Annotated in this window: 11 protein-coding genes; 4 read left to right on the top strand and 7 right to left on the bottom strand. The window is 71.6% G+C overall.

Annotation, left to right across the window (positions count from 1 at the left end):
• Positions 1 to 29: 29 nt before the first annotated feature.
• Entirely contained in the window at positions 30 to 1,886 is a 1,857-nt protein-coding gene (locus tag ACFY1H_RS08455) for a P-loop NTPase fold protein (protein WP_386945489.1), read from the top strand.
• Positions 1,887 to 1,943: 57 nt separating this feature from the next.
• Here ACFY1H_RS08455 and helR read toward each other — a convergent pair whose 3' ends face one another.
• The 3 genes from helR to ACFY1H_RS08470 all read right to left on the bottom strand — a co-directional run bounded on the left by helR (position 1,944) and on the right by ACFY1H_RS08470 (position 7,308).
• On the bottom strand, positions 1,944 to 4,154 hold the full coding sequence (gene helR, locus ACFY1H_RS08460; protein ID WP_386945491.1) for an RNA polymerase recycling motor ATPase HelR: 2,211 nt from the start codon (positions 4,152 to 4,154) through the stop codon (positions 1,944 to 1,946).
• 214 nt (positions 4,155 to 4,368) lie between these two features.
• Positions 4,369 to 5,754 carry a KamA family radical SAM protein gene (locus ACFY1H_RS08465; protein WP_386945493.1) on the bottom strand — a complete coding sequence of 462 codons (1,386 nt, stop codon included), beginning with the start codon at positions 5,752 to 5,754 and terminating at the stop codon, positions 4,369 to 4,371.
• 135 nt (positions 5,755 to 5,889) lie between these two features.
• Positions 5,890 to 7,308 (bottom strand): FAD-binding oxidoreductase, encoded by a 1,419-nt coding sequence (locus ACFY1H_RS08470; protein WP_386945495.1) that lies wholly within the window; start codon positions 7,306 to 7,308, stop codon positions 5,890 to 5,892.
• Between the two features lie 213 nt (positions 7,309 to 7,521).
• Here ACFY1H_RS08470 and ACFY1H_RS08475 point away from each other — a divergent pair, with 213 nt between their 5' ends.
• From ACFY1H_RS08475 to ACFY1H_RS08485, 3 genes are read left to right on the top strand one after another with little or no spacing between them, the layout of a single operon-like run.
• Positions 7,522 to 9,138: an amidohydrolase gene (locus ACFY1H_RS08475; protein WP_386945497.1), complete on the top strand. Its 1,617-nt coding sequence runs from the start codon at positions 7,522 to 7,524 to the stop codon at positions 9,136 to 9,138.
• A gap of 10 nt (positions 9,139 to 9,148) precedes the next feature.
• Positions 9,149 to 10,774 (top strand): apolipoprotein N-acyltransferase, encoded by a 1,626-nt coding sequence (lnt, locus tag ACFY1H_RS08480; RefSeq protein ID WP_366576107.1) that lies wholly within the window; start codon positions 9,149 to 9,151, stop codon positions 10,772 to 10,774.
• A 23-nt stretch (positions 10,775 to 10,797) separates the two neighbouring features.
• Complete coding sequence (locus ACFY1H_RS08485) at positions 10,798 to 11,565, top strand: polyprenol monophosphomannose synthase (RefSeq protein ID WP_360601452.1); 768 nt, start codon at positions 10,798 to 10,800, stop codon at positions 11,563 to 11,565.
• Between the two features lie 145 nt (positions 11,566 to 11,710).
• On the opposite strand, the gene ACFY1H_RS08490 is transcribed toward ACFY1H_RS08485, so the two are convergent.
• The 4 genes from ACFY1H_RS08490 to ACFY1H_RS08505 all read right to left on the bottom strand — a co-directional run bounded on the left by ACFY1H_RS08490 (position 11,711) and on the right by ACFY1H_RS08505 (position 14,761).
• Entirely contained in the window at positions 11,711 to 12,496 is a 786-nt protein-coding gene (locus ACFY1H_RS08490; RefSeq protein WP_386945500.1) for a MerR family transcriptional regulator, read from the bottom strand.
• Complete coding sequence (locus tag ACFY1H_RS08495; RefSeq protein WP_386945501.1) at positions 12,493 to 13,287, bottom strand: alpha/beta fold hydrolase; 795 nt, start codon at positions 13,285 to 13,287, stop codon at positions 12,493 to 12,495. Before ACFY1H_RS08495 ends, ACFY1H_RS08490 begins: the two co-directional genes overlap by 4 nt.
• A 154-nt stretch (positions 13,288 to 13,441) precedes the next feature.
• Complete coding sequence (locus ACFY1H_RS08500; protein WP_091613651.1) at positions 13,442 to 13,789, bottom strand: RNA polymerase-binding protein RbpA; 348 nt, start codon at positions 13,787 to 13,789, stop codon at positions 13,442 to 13,444.
• A 225-nt stretch (positions 13,790 to 14,014) separates the two neighbouring features.
• Entirely contained in the window at positions 14,015 to 14,761 is a 747-nt protein-coding gene (locus ACFY1H_RS08505; RefSeq protein WP_386945502.1) for a thymidine kinase, read from the bottom strand.
• Positions 14,762 to 14,787: the final 26 nt, after the last annotated feature.

Genomic DNA, 14,787 nt, shown 5'->3' on the forward strand with positions numbered 1-14,787 from the left:
GGGCCAGGTGATGGTCTAGAACAGACGCCATGGTCGCGCCCGCGTTCGACGCCTACGGCTACAGCCTTGACGCGCACGGCCCGGGCGCCGACCGGTTCGTGGTGCTCAACGACGCGCCACTGGGCGAAGGTGACGGCGCCGACCTGCTGGAGACGACCCAGGTCGCGCGCGGCCTGGCCGACCTCGTCGTCGCGTCGCGTGCCGCCGCGCCTTTCGCGCTCGCCGTGGACGCAGCCTGGGGTATGGGCAAGAGCAGTCTGATGCGCGAGCTGGAGTCGACGCTGGCCGCCGAGCCCGCGGTGTCGGTGGTGTGGTTCAACGCGTGGACCTCGGGGCGGGCCAGCGCGCTCGAAGGGTTGATCAAGTCCGTGCTGCTGCGCTTCGACCGCAACCTCGTGCGGCGGGCCGTGCGGTCCATCCAGCGGCAGACGCACCTGCTCGGGGTGCTGCGCGCGGCCGCGCTGGTGTCGGGCAGCGTGTTCGGCCTCGGCCGGCTCGTTGACGAGATCTGGCGGGCGCTGTCGGTGGACGCCCGGTCCCGCAACCAGATGAAAGGCGTGTTGCGTGATCTGTTCGCCGCCTGGCTGGCCAAGGGTGAGCGAGCGGGCGACCGCCGCCTGCTGGTGGTGTTCGTCGACGACCTCGACCGGTGCGCGGCCGAGCGCATCGTCGAAGTGTGCGAGGCGATCAAGCTGTACCTCGACGTGCCGGGTGTCGTGTTCGTGCTGGCCTGCGACCAGGCGGTGCTGTCGAAGGCCGTGCAGGGCTCGGCAGCCGAAGGCGAGCCGGCGGGCGCGGTGGAATACCTGGAGAAGATCATCCAGATCAACTACCGGATTCCGCCGCCGAGCACCGCGTCCGCGCTGCGGCTCGTTGACGGCTACTTGGAGATGTCGCGCACCGCGGGGTTGTTCGACGAGTCGATGAAGAGCGTGATCATCGAACGGTCCGGGCGGAACCCGCGACGGATCAAACGGCTCATCAACAGTTTCGTGCTGGAGTACCACCTGAACCGGTCGTGGGACGAGTTCGGCGGCGCGAACCTCGTCCGGGTCGTGCTGCTGCAGCACTTCTACCCGGCGTTCTACGGCATTCTGGTCAACCCGCGCGAGGCGGACCCGATCCGGGATTTCCTGCGCTACCACGAGTTCCGCGGCCGGGTGCGCCACGGCGAGGCCGAGGACCGGCACGATTGGCGAGAACTGTTCACCGACAAGCGACTCCGGCAACCGGACCCCGAGCAGAGGCCGCTCACGGAGTCGCTCGCCGAGCTGGAACGCGAGCTGCCGGCCCAATTCCCCCTGCTGGCCGCGGACCACGACTTCGTCGCCCTGCTCGAAAGCCTCGACGGCCCCGTCAACTCGGATCAGTTCCGCCGGCTCCTGCGCAAGCCGTTGACCGGTGGTCCCGCGCTTTCCCCGCCGGACCCGGCATACCTGGCGCCATTGTCACAACCGCGGCAACCCTTGGCGGCGACCGGCCGCGACGTCGATCTCGCGGGTCTGCGGGTGCTCTGGATCGACGACAACCCGGTCAGCAACCGCCGGGTGATCGAGCGGCTGTCGAACGCCGGGGCCGTCGTGACGACCGCGACGGACCGCACCTCGGCCTTCGCGGCGGCACTGCGTGAGGGTGAACCCGACGTCGTCCTCTCCGACTTCACCCGCGCCGGCGACCCGTTCAGGGGCGTCGACGACCTGGCCTACATCCGCGAGCGCGGCCTCTACCACGGGCCGGTGATCTTCTGCTCCGGTCAGCGGCTCCCGCAGCTGCTGCGCCGCGTCGAGGAGCTCGATGCGATCGGCCCGACCAACGACGAGAACGAGATCGTCCGCTGGGTGGAGCGCATCGCGGAGGTGAAGGCCTCGGCACGCCCACCCAGCTAACCGGTGGGCCACACCACGCGAAGGTGTGGCCCACCAACGCCGGGCGACGATCGTCGTTTACGGCTGACGCCCGGCCGTGGCCGGCGCCCCGACCTCGGTCAGCCGCGCCAGCGCCTCCGGCAACGGGCCGCGATGCAGGACACCGAGGCGCTGCGTCGCGCGGGTGAGCGCCACGTACAGCTCAGCAGCGCCCCGGGGACCATCCTCGAGAATGCGGTCCGGGTCCACCACCAGGACGGCGTCGAACTCCAGCCCCTTCGTCTCCGCGGCCGGGACCGCGCCGGGCACGTCCGGGGGGCCGATGACGACGCTGGTGCCCTCGCGGGCGGCTTCCGTGCGCTCGAACTCCGCCACCGCGGCGGGCAGGTCGGCGTCGGTGACGGGCCGGGACCACGGCTGGACCCCGTTGGCGCGCACCGACTCCGGCGGCCGGATGCCCGGGGCGAACCCGGCGAGCACCGCGGCCGCGACGCTCATGATCTCCGCCGGCGTGCGGTAGTTGACCGTCAGCGACCGGTACACCCAGCGATCGCTGACATACCGCTCCAGCATCGAGGACCACGACGTCGCCCCGGCGGCCGAGCGGCGTTGCGCGAGGTCGCCGACGACGGTGAAGGAGCGGCCGGGGCAGCGGCGCATCAGGACGCGCCAGTCCATTTCAGACAGTTCCTGGGCCTCGTCGACCACCACGTGGCGGTAGGTCCAGTCGCGGTCGGCGGTGGCGCGTTCGACGAGGTCGCGGGTGTCGCGTTCGGTGAACCGGTCGGCGAGGTCCTCGGCGTAGAGGAGGTCCTTGGCGAGCAGGCCGACGTCGTCGTTGAGGTCCTCGCGTTCGATGAGCGAGTCGAGCACGTGGGCGGCGTAGGCGGCTTGGGTCTTGCGCTCCCGTTCCGCCGCCAGCGAGGCTTTCGCGTCGGCGGCCTTGTCGCGGCCCAGCAGGTCGACGAGCTCGTCGAGCAGCGGGACGTCCGACACCGTCCACGCTTCGCCGTCTTCACGCAGCAGCGACGCGTCGGCGCCGGCCGCGCGCAGCCGTTCCGGCGACTCGTACAGCGACGCGAGCAGGCCCTGCGGCGTGAGGATCGGCCACAGCTCGTCGACGGCGGCGGCGAACCGCCGATTGCCGGCGAGGTCAGCGAGCAGGGTGCGTTTGAGGTCGGCGCGTTCCTCGCGGTCGTCGCGGCCCAGCCAGCCGCGGCCGATGCGGGTGATCGCGCGTTCGGTGAGCACGTAGCCGACGATCTCGGTGAACACGTCGCGCGCCTCGTTGTGCGGCAGCCCGCTCGCGCGCGCCTCTTCGACGGCCCACTGCGCGGTCTCGGCGTCGATGCGCACGGTGACGTCGCCGAGCGTGATCGGCACCGGCTCCTCCGGCGTCCGCTGCCGGTCGGCGATCGCGGCCGCCAGCACGTCGAGGATCTTCAGCTCACCCTTCAGCCGCGCCGCCTCCGGCCCGTCCTCGGCCGTGACGTGCAGGCCGGGCACGAAACCGCCGGTGGTCGTGAACACCACGTCCGTCTCGCCCAGCGACGGCAGCACGCGCCCGATGTGGTTCAGGAACGCCGGGTTCGGCCCGACGACCAGCGCGCCGTGGCGTTCCATCCGTTCCCGTTGCGTGTAGAGCAGATAGGCGACGCGGTGCAACGCCACCACGGTCTTCCCGGTCCCCGGGCCGCCCTCGATCACCAGCACGCCGGGGTGGTCGAGCCGGATGATCTCGTCCTGCTCGGCCTGGATCGTCGCCACGATGTCGCGCATGCCCTCACCGCGCGGCGCGTTGACGGCCGCCAGCAGCGCGGCGTCGGCGTCACTGTGCTCGCCGGTACCGGGCCGGCCCAGCACCTCGTCGGTGAACTCGACGACCCGCCGCCCGCGCGTGTGGAACTGACGGCGCCGGCCCACGTTCTCCGGGTTCGCCCCGGTCGCGGTGTAGAACGGGCGCGCCGCCGGCGCCCGCCAGTCCAGCAGCACAGGCCGGTACTCGTCCTCCTCGTCGAACAACCCGATGCGCCCGACGTAGGACACGTCGCCGTCGAGCGTGTCCAGGCGGCCGAAGCACAGGCCGTTGTCCGCCACGTCCAGCCGCCGCACCTCCCGACCCAGCGCACGCACGCGCACGTCGCGCTCCATGGGCGTCCCGCCGTTTTCCCCCAGCGCCGCCTCGTACTCGCCCTTCACCCGCGCCCGCTCCCCGTCGAGCCGCGCGTAAAGCCCGGCGACGTAGGTGCGCTCGGACTGCAATTCCTGTTCGTACCCCTCAGCCGACACAGATCCCCTTCACCATTTCCGCCGCGTTTTCGCAGGTCGCAGCTTCAGGGTGGTGATTGTGCGGCATCACCCGGGTCTTGCCGCAAGCCCCGGGGTGCGTTATAAGTTGATAGTGGCGGGGGAGTGTTTTCCCGTCCCGCCGTTTTCCGGCCTCAGGAACTCCCTCGAATCGCGTCGTTCACGGTGGCCGACGCCCACCACCGCCACGAACGACTCAGCCGTTCTGCTCAGCCCACCACTTCCGCCCACTTTCCGGCAGCGTTGAAATCGGGTCGTAGTACGGGTACTTCCGCTGCAGCGCTTCAGGATCGGCGTGCTCGATGCCCGTGCGGTAGTTCTTCGTCCAGTACGAGATGCCCAGGTCGCGGTCGTAGTCGGCGAGCTGGTGGACCCAGCGCTTCCCGACGTACGGCACGTCGCAGACGATGCGGGGCGTGGCGTAGCCCGGGAGGTAGCCCATGATGGCGTGCTGGAGGTCCTGGGCTTCCCACACGGCGACGCGCCAGTGTTCGGCGTTGGGGATCATGTCGCACATGTAGAAGTAGTACGGCAGGATGTTCGCCTCGCCCTGCAGGGCGAAGCACAGGTCCAGCAGCGCGGCGGGGGTGGCGTTGACGCCGCGCATGAGCACGCCCTGGTTGCGGACGTCGCGGACGCCGACCTCCAGCGCCGTGCGCGCGGCTTCGGCGACCAGGGGCGTGACGGACTGCGCGTGGTTGACGTGGGTGTGGATGGCGAGGTTCACGCCGCGCCGCTGGGCGGTGACGGCGACGCGTTCGAGGCCTTCGACGACCTTGGGCTGCAGCCAGTGCTGCGGCAGCGCCGCCAGGGCCTTCGTCGCAAGGCGCACGTCGCGGACGGTCTCGATGTCCATCAGGCGCATGAGGAACGCCTCGAGCTGCGGCCACGGCACGTTGGCGACGTCCCCGCCGGACACCACGACGTCGCGCACGCCCGGGGTGCGCTTGAGGTAGCCGATCATCGCGTCCTGGCGGTCGACCGGCTTGAGTGCGAGCTTGTGCTTCTCGACCTGCTCGGTGGAGTTCCCGACGAGGTCCATGCGGGTGCAGTGCCCGCAGTACTGGGGACACGTCGAGATCATCTCCGCGAGCACCTTGGTCGGGTACCGGTGCGTGAGCCCCTCGACGACCCACATCTCCGCCTCGTGCAGCGAGTCGCGCTCCGAGTGCGGGTGGCTGGGCCACGCGAGGTCGCGGTCGCTGCGCACGGGCAGCATGTAGCGGCGGATCGGGTCGGCGTAGAACGCCTCGGTGACCTTCGCCGGGTCGCTGCCGGCGGAGGCGGCCATCGTGTTGAGCATCTGCGGGGGCAGCAGCATCGACATCGTGGCCATTTCACGCTGGTCGGCGAGCAGGTCCTCGTAGAACCGCTCCTGCAGCAGATCACCCATCAGCGCGCGGAGCTGCTTGACGTTGCGCACGCAATGCACCCGCTGCCACTGGGCGTCGCGCCACTCGGCGTCGGTCACGTCGTGCCAGCCGGGGAAGCGGCGCCAGTCCGGTTCCACCAGCTCGGTGCGGGCGTACTCGTACGGCTGGTCGTGGGCGGCAGGCGGCACAGGTTCCTGGATCGCAGTCATCTGTACTCCAGTCATTCGTGCTTCAAGTCGTCGGGAACGCGTTAAATTATCCTGCCATAACGTTCCCACGGCGTAAATCTTCTTGCACGGTGACTGTGTGTGCCGCGGCGGTCGTGACCGCCGCGGCACGCGGGGTCAGGCGGCCGGACGGATGTTGTGGTTCACGCGGAAGAGGTTGCCCGGGTCGTAGACCTGCTTCACCGCGGCGAGCCGGTCGTAGCGTTCCGGCCCGTAGATGGCGCGCACCGCGGCGGCCGAGGAGCCCTCGTCGGCGGAGAGGAAGTTCGGTGACTGGCGCTCGGCCGTCCACGGCTCCAGCGCGCCGACAACGTTGTCGAGAGCCGCGCGCAGCTCCTCGGCACGCTCGGGGCCGCCGACGCCGAGCGCGAACAGCAGGAACGGCACCCCGCGCACGGGCACCGCGTTCGGCGCGGCGGGCTCGCGGTCCAGCGCCCCGCCGAGGGCGCGCAGCTCCACGCCCAGCAGCGGGCAGTCCGAGCCCGGCCCGGTGAGCTCGATCAGCGCGTCGATCGTCTCCGCGGTGACCTCGCGCAGGCTGGTGGTGCGGTCGTAGTAGGGGATCGGGTCGGCCGGGTCGAGGTGGATCTCGCCGATGGAGCTGAACGGCTTGTCCTCGACCAGGTCCAGCAGCACGGGGGCGATGTCGCGCAGCGGCGCGAGGAGCCGTTCGGCGTCGGCGGGCGAGCCGAGGTGGGCGTAGCGCAGGTGCACCACGAACGCGCCGCGCAGCACCTCGGGCAGCTCGGGCGCCGGCGGCAGCCGCTGCACCATCACCGACGTCGTGGCCTCCTCCGGCAGCAGCGGCACCCACTGGCGCCACGCGTGCAGCACCACGGCCAGGTCCTCGCCCGCGTAGTAGAGGCCGCCGCCGTAGAAGCGGGTGACGGGGAACAGGTCGAACTCCAGCGCGGTGACCACGCCGAAGTTGCCTTTGCCGCCGCGCAGCGCCCAGAACAGGTCGCGTTCGGTCTCGGCCGTCACGGTCCGGTGCGTGCCGTCGGCGGTCACGACCTCGATGAGCCTCACGTGGTCGGCGGCGTAACCGCGGGTCCGCCCGATCACGGGGCTGAGGCCGCCGCCGAGCGTGTAGCCGACGACGCCGACACCCGGCGCGGACCCGGCCAGCGGCGCCAGCCCGTGCTCGGCCGCGGCGTCGAGGACCTGCTGCCAGCGGGCGCCGGCCTCGACGCGGGCGGTGCGCCGGCGCGGGTCCACGGTCACGCCGGTCATGCGGCTCGTGGTGATCAGCACCGCGCCGTGGGCCGGAACCACGACCTGGTGGGCCGTGGCCTTGATCGCTACGGGCAGTGATCGGCGCCGCGCGAACCGGACGGCGTTCTGCACGTCGGCGGCCGAGGCCGCGGCGACGACGAGCGCGGGTTCGAGCGGGTTGTTGACGTTGAACGCGGCGCACTCGGCGGCGTATCCGCGCTCGCCGGGCAGCAGCACCTCGCCTTCGGTCACCGCGACGAGGTCGGTGATGTCTTCGGCCTGGATGAGCCCGGTCACCGGGCTCGCGACGATCTGGTGCATCGAAGTCCCCTGTCTCCCACACGGCCGGTCGCCCGCACCGCGCGTCCCCTTCGGCGGCCACCTGGCGGCGGCGCTCCCTACGGACCAAGCACGTGCCGATCCGCCCGACCCGTTCAGGTGACCTGGCTCACAGGGGTGGAACCGTGTTCACGCGGAGTGAGGAAAACCGACCCCCGACGGCCGGCGCCGGGGACGCGGGGGAGACTCGACACCGTGACGAACGACAGCACGACGCTCCTGCTCGGCGGCAGGATCTACACCCCGTCTTCCCCCGACGCGACAGCCCTCGCCGTCTCCGGCGGCACCGTGGTCTGGGTGGGCCAGGACGCCCCCGCCCGCGCGCTGCACCCGGACGCGACGGTGGTCGACCTCGACGGCGCGTTCGTCGCCCCCGCGTTCGTCGACGCCCATGTGCACGCCACCGCCACCGGCCTGCACCTGACCGGTCTCGACCTCACGCGCGTGCGCAGCGCCGGCGAGCTGCTGGCCGCCGTCCGCACCGCCGTCGCCGCCGCACCGGAGCAGGTGCTCCTCGCGCACGGCTGGGACGAGTCGGCCTGGACCGACCCGCGCCTGCCCAGCCGCGCCGAGCTGGACGACGCCGCCGGCCCGGCGCCGGTGTACCTCAGCCGCGTCGACGTGCACTCCGCGCTCGTGTCCAGCGCCCTGATCGATCTCGCCCCCGGGGCCCGCGCCGCCGCGGGCTTCTCCGCCGACGGACCGCTCACCCGCGACGCCCACCACCAGGTCCGCGCGGCCGCGCGCGCCGCGATCACGCCGCAGCAGCGCACCGCCGCGCAGCGCGCGTTCCTCGCCGAGGCCGCCGCGCGCGGGATCGTCGGCGTGCACGAGTGCGGCGGCCCCGACATCGCCGGCCGGGACGACTTCGCGGGCCTGCTCACCCTCGCCGCCGAACCAGGCCTGCCCGAGATCGTCGGCTACTGGGGCGAGCTCCGCGGCCTCGACACCGCCCGGGCCCTCGGTGCGCACGGCGTGGCGGGCGACCTGTTCGTCGACGGCGCGCTCGGCTCCCGCACCGCCGCGCTGAGCAGCCCGTACGCCGACGAGCCGGGCACGTCCGGCGCCCTCTACACCGACGCCGCCGGCATCGGCGAGCACCTCGCCGCGTGCACCGAGGCCGGGCTGCAGGCCGGGTTCCACGTGATCGGCGACGCCGCCGTCGCGGAGGTCGTCGAAGGCTTCCGGCTCGCCGAGAAGGAGGTGGGCCAGCGCGCGCTCGCGGCCCGCCACCACCGGCTCGAGCACCTGGAGATGGTCACCGCCGAACAGGCCCGCGCCCTCGCCGGCTGGGGTGTGGTCGCCTCGGCGCAACCGCTGTTCGACGACGCCTGGGGCGGCGAGACCGGCATGTACGCCGAGCGCCTCGGCGCCGAGCGTGCCGCCGGGCTCAACCCGTTCGCGACGCTCGCCGCCGAGGGGGTGGTGCTCGCCTTCGGCTCCGACTCCCCGGTGACGGCACTCGACCCGTGGGCCGCCGTCCGGGCGGCCGTGCACCACCACACCCCGGCCGCCCGGCTCTCGGCGCGCGCCGCGTTCACCGCCCACACGCGTGCGGGCCACCGCGCCGCGGGCGTCAACGACGGGGTGACCGGCAGCCTCGTGCCTGGCGCGCCGGCGCACTACGCGATCTGGGACGCCACCGACCTCGTCGTCGCGACGGCCGACACCCGCGTGCAGCGCTGGTCCACCGATCCGCGCTCCGGGGTGCCGCCGCTGCCGCGCCTCGACCCGGGCGCGCCGCTGCCGAAGTGCCTGCGGACCGTGCGCGGGGGCACGGTCATCTACGACCAGTTCACCTCCGCCTCCTAGAGTTCGAGGCGTGGCAGTGACTGTCGCGGACCCCGAACCGGGCGCTCCGCACGAAACGACCTCCAAGCGGCGGAAACGACCGCGGTTCTCGCGCGCGTGGCTGGTGCGGCTCGTCGCCGCCGGCGCCACGGGGTACCTGTACTACCTCAGCTTCGCGCCGAGACCGCTGTGGTGGCTGGCGCCGATCGCGTTCGCCGGCTTCGCGCTCGTCCTTCGTGGACGGTCGCTGCGCGGCGCGTTCGGCTACGGCTTCGTCTACGGCGTCGTGTTCTTCCTCGCGTTGCTGGTGTGGCTGCAGGACTTCCTGGGCCGCGAGTTCGGCCCGTGGCCGTGGCTGGGGCTGTCGTGCGCGCTGTCGCTCTACTTCGGACTCGCCGGGGTCTTGATCCGGGTCGTGTCCCGGCTGCCGCTGGCACCGCTGTGGGGGGCGCTGGTGTTCGTCGCGCTGGAGACGCCGCGGGCGTGGTTCCCGCTCGGCGGCTTCCCGTGGGGCCGCGTCGCGTTCAGCCAGCCCGAAGGCGCGTACCTGTCACTGGCGTCGGTGGGCGGCGCGCCGCTCGTCGGGCTCGCCGTGGTGCTCAGCGGCTTCGGCCTCGCGGCGCTGGCCGCCCGCTGGTGGGAACAGCGCAAGCTGCGCGACCGCAAGCTCATCGCGCCGCTGGTGCTGACGTTCCTTCCGGTCGTCGCCGGGCTCGCGGTGTGGCCGACGGTCGGCACCGACGCGCAGGACGGCTCGCTCACCGTCGCCGCCGTGCAGGGCAACGCACCCGACATCGGCATCGCCCTCGAAGGCCAGCGGGACGTGCTGCGCCAGAACCACCTCGAGGAGAGCGCAAAACTGCTCGCGCAGATCCAGGCCGGCAAGGTGCCCAAGCCCGACCTGCTGGTGTGGCCCGAGACCGCCACCGCGGTCGACGGCGACGACCCGGCCGTGGACCAGATGGTGAACTCCTACGGCGTGCCCGCCATCATCGGCGCGCTCTACCGGCTGCCCGACGGCACCGCCCAGAATTCCGCGATCGTGTGGGACCCGAAGACCGGGCAGGGCCAGCGCTACGCCAAACAGCAGCTCGTGCCCTTCGGCGAGTACGTGCCCGCTCGCGACATCGCGCGGCTGGTCACCCCGTTCGTCGACGACACCGCCGACATGCGCACGGGCGACGGCAGCAACGCCGCCCTGTCGGTCGCGGGCACCAAGGTCGGCGTGTTCATCTGCTACGAGACCGCGTTCGACTACCCCGCCCGCGAAGCGACCGACGACGGCGGCGAGCTGCTGGTCGTGCCGACCAACAACGCGTGGTACGGACCGGGGGAGATGAGCTACCAGCAGCTGGCGATGTCGCGGCTGCGCGCGGTCGAGCACGGGCGCGCCGTGGTGGTCTCGGCCACCTCCGGGGTGAGCGCCCTGGTGGCCCCCGACGGGACGATCACCAGCTCAACCAGCCTTTTCACCGCAGACGCCCTGGTCGGCCGCATGCCGCTGCGGACGCAGACTACGCTGTCGGATCGACTCGGTGCGTGGACGGAGTACGGACTGCTGGCACTGGCGATCGCCGGTGTCGCCGGCGGGTTCGTACTCCGTTTTCGCACTCGGCGCGCGAGCGCCGGCACGACAGCAGGGGACGCGGCGGACTGAACCGCCGGATTCGGAGGAGACGGATGGCGCAGGCGCCGCGGGGGGCCGAAGGAATCGAGCCGGTGCTGGTGGTGATCCCGACCTACAACGAGCGGGAGAACCTGGGCCCGGTTCTGGACCGGCTCCACAAGGCACTCCCGGACGTCCACGTGCTCGTCGTCGACGACGGCAGCCCGGACGGCACCGGTGAGCTCGCCGACGAGCGGGCCGCCGCCGACGAGCGCGTCCACGTGCTCCACCGCACGGAGAAGGCGGGGCTGGGCAAGGCCTACATCGCCGGGTTCCGCTGGGGCCTGGCGCAGGGCTACGCCACGTTCGTCGAGATGGACGCCGACGGCTCGCACGCCCCGGAGGACCTGCCGCGGATCCTGGACGCCGTCGCGGACACCGACCTGTCCATCGGCTCGCGCTACGTGCCCGGCGGCAGCACGGTCAACTGGCCGCTGAGCCGGCAGCTGCTCTCGCGCGGCGCGAACCTGTACTCGCGCATCGCCCTGGGCCTCAAGGTCTCCGACATGACGGCCGGCTTCCGCGCCTACCGCCGTCCGGTGCTGGAGAAGCTCGAGCTCGACGAGATCGCCTCCCACGGCTACTGCTTCCAGATCGACCTCACCCGCCGCACCGCCGACGCGGGCTTCGACATCGTCGAGGTCCCCATCACCTTCACCGACCGCGAGATCGGCCAGTCGAAGATGAGCGGCGACATCATGCGCGAAGCCTTCTTCCGCGTCGCAGAGTGGGGCGTGAAGCGGCGCCTGGAGCAGGTCAAGCGCCTGCTCGGCCGCCACTGACGCACCCGAGAACCACGAACGTCGGCCGTCCCGATCCGGGGTGGCCGACGTTCGCATGTTCGGCGGAACCTGTACTGGAACCGGCCTTCTCCGGCCAGTCACGCAGGCCTCCGGCTCGCAGTGAAGCGGCGCTTCGGGTGACGGGTCAGCGTGCGCCGGGTTTGGGGAGCCGGACGCCGGCGGCCAGGAGGCGGGCTTCGAGGAGCGCGGTGAGGCGGGCCGCGGCCGATTCGTGTTGTTCGCGGTGGTGGGCGACCAGCCGGTAGCGCGTGGCGGCTTCGGTGCGGGCTTGCAGGCCGGTGACGATCCTGAGCTGCGCGGGGTTGGCGAGGTAGTGCTCGGCGAGGTCGGCGGCCAGTTCGGCGACGCGGGGGTCGTCCGGTGCCCAGGCGGCCAGCTCGGCGGTGCGCCGGGTCAGCTCGACGAAACGCGGGTCCTGCAGTGCGTGTTCGATGTCGGTGAGGTAGTCGTCGAAGCCTTCGGGGACCAGGGCCTTGGCCAGGACGAAGGACTCGCGGGCGGTTTGCACGTCGTACGGGGTGAAGCCGAGGGTGGGCATTCCCTCCAGCATGGCCACGGCGCGGTCGGGCAGCAGGGTCCGGTCGCCGGAGGCGAGCCGGTGGAGGGTGTCCCGGCGCTCGGTCAGCTCGGCGATCCGGTCGGTGAGGTGCTGCTCGACGTCGACGAGGGCGGCGGCGAAGGACTCGGCGTCCGAGGCGAGCAACGGGCCGATGTCGGCCAGCGGCACCCCGGCGGCGGCCAGCGTCTTGACCTGCACCAGCCGCAACAGCTCGGCCGAGCCGTATCGCCGGTAGCCCGAGCTGTCGCGCGCGGGCTCGTCGACCAGGCCGAGCTTGTGGTAGTGCCGCACCGTTTTGATCGTGATGCCGGCGAACGCGGCCGCCTGGCCGATGGTCACCCCGTCCGTCATCGCGCCTGGTGGCCGTGTGCGTCGGCGGTCTCCCGCACGGCGGCGGCGACCGCCCGGAAGTCCTTGCGCAGGATCTGCGTGTGGTTGCTCCCGACCTTCGCGCTGACCCGCAGGTTCGGGTTCCGGCGCAGGACCGGGTCGAGCGAGGCCCGCATCTGCTCCATCTCCTCCGCGCCACCACCGAGGTTCGCGCCCGTGGCGAGAACGTAGCGCACCGGGCAGGCCAGCCGGTCCGGGACGGGTTCGAGGGCCGCGCAGACCTCGTTGATCTCGATGTTGACCTCCGCGTGCTGAGCGGCACTCATCGAGGCGGCCAGCCCGAACGGACGTGCGAGCGGCAGAACCAGCCGCATCTTCCGGAAGATGCGCCGGACCTGCTCCCGGCCTTCCTCGCCGGTGTGCCCCCACGGAACCGCGCCGTCGACCGAGACCACGCCGGTGACCCGGTCCGGGTGCCGGTCGGCCCAGTGCACGGCGAGCGCCGCGCTGTAGGACCAGCCGACCAGGAGGGGCCGGTCGACCCCGGTCGCCTCGACTACCGCGTCGACGTCGCGAAGGCACCCCTCGAAGGAGTAGTCCGCCGAGCGCTTCGAGCGGCCACGCGCCCGTTCGTCGTAGGTGATGTGTCTCCAGCCGGGGCCGCGCTCGGCGATCACGCGCCGCCAGGACCGCTGGGCTGCGAAGGAGCCGTTGAGGAAAACGACGGGACGGCCGGGGCCGTGGCTGTCGGTCACGAACAGCGCGGTGTCGTCGACCGGGACCAGGCCCGACCACGGTGAAGGAGGAGTCATGCACGCACCATCCACGTTGACCTCGGGTCAAGGTCGAGGTCAAGGGATGACACCGGGGGTGTCGGCCACCCGGACATGCGAAAGGCCCCCGTGGAGGGAGGTCACGGGGGCCGATCGATCGGGGGATGGGTGGGAGCCAGCTACTGGCCGAAACTCACGCGGACCGGCTGGTCCGGCGTCCCTTGAGTTCGGCGAGACGTTCGTTCAGCAGGTCCTCGAGCTCGGGAATGGAGCGGCGCTCCAGAAGCATGTCCCAGTGCGTCCTGGGGGGCTTGGTCTTCTTCTGCTCGGGCTGCCCGCCGTCGACGATCTCGCTCTCGCTGCCGTGCAGGCGGCACTCCCAGACGGTCGGGATCTCGGCGTCGTCGGAGAACGGCACCTCGAACTCGTGGTTCTTGGGGCACGCGTAGCGCACGGTTCGGCGCGGGGCGAGGTCGTGGTTGCGGTCGGTCTCGTAGCTGACCGCTCCCAGCCGGCTTCCACGGAGAACACGGTCGGCCATGATGGGGTCCTTTCAGTCAGCTCCGGGTGGAGCCAGGGTGTTGCTCACCCTATGCAACGAACGCGGCGTCCGGGGGATTCCCCGGTAACCATGTCGTTGCTCACGATGAGCTGTGTCACCCTTCGGCATCAGCTTCCTCTACTGGGACAGGTTTCGCGCTCCGGCGTGACGCAGACACCGCCTTCCAAGTGCGGATATCCCCCAGTTGGGCTACTGACGCTCCGTTCACGACAACCGTAACTGACCGTGGTGGGCCGTTGCGGGACCCAAGTCACCCAACCGGAAGTGTCGGCGGCACAATACCTGATAACGGACCGTAGTGGATTCGGCATCGGAACGTGCCGAAGCTGAAGATTCAACTACAGACGGTTCGGTATCTGCTACCACAACGGTGTCACCCTCACGGAGTATTTCGTCGTCCCGAACGCGCGCGTTGAACCGGCCCGGCAGCCCGCACCAGCACAGCACCTCGACCTGCACCGGCTGCAGCTCGTCGGCCAGTTCGAACAGCCGGCCCGCGCCCGGGAACAGGCGGCTGCGGAAGTCGGTGGCGATGCCGAAGCAGTACACGTCGATGCCGGCCTCGTCGGCCAGCTCCGCCAGCTGGTCGACCTGCGCGGGGGAGAGGAACTGCGCCTCGTCGACGATGATGTAGTCCACGTGCTGCCCGTCGGCCCAGCGCTCGCGCACCAGGTCCCGCACGTCCGTGGTCGTGCCGACCTCCGTGGCGCGGCGCGTGATCCCGATCCGGCTGCTGATCTGCGGTTCCCCGGACCGGTCGTGGCGCACCAGCACCAGCCCGCGCCGGCCCTGCCGCGCGTGGTTGTGGTCGATCTGCAGGGCCAGCGTCGACTTCCCGCAGTCCATCGGGCCGTAGCAGAACTTCAGGCGGCCGCCCCGGGCGCGCGCGGCGGGGACCGGGGACAGCGCGTCGGTGGGATCGTCGGGAACGGCTTCTTCGAGGGCAGTCACGACGATCGACCCTATCCGGCCCCGGC

It is taken from the genome of Amycolatopsis sp. NPDC001319, assembly GCF_042896185.1.
Classification (GTDB): Bacteria; Actinomycetota; Actinomycetes; order Mycobacteriales; family Pseudonocardiaceae; genus Amycolatopsis.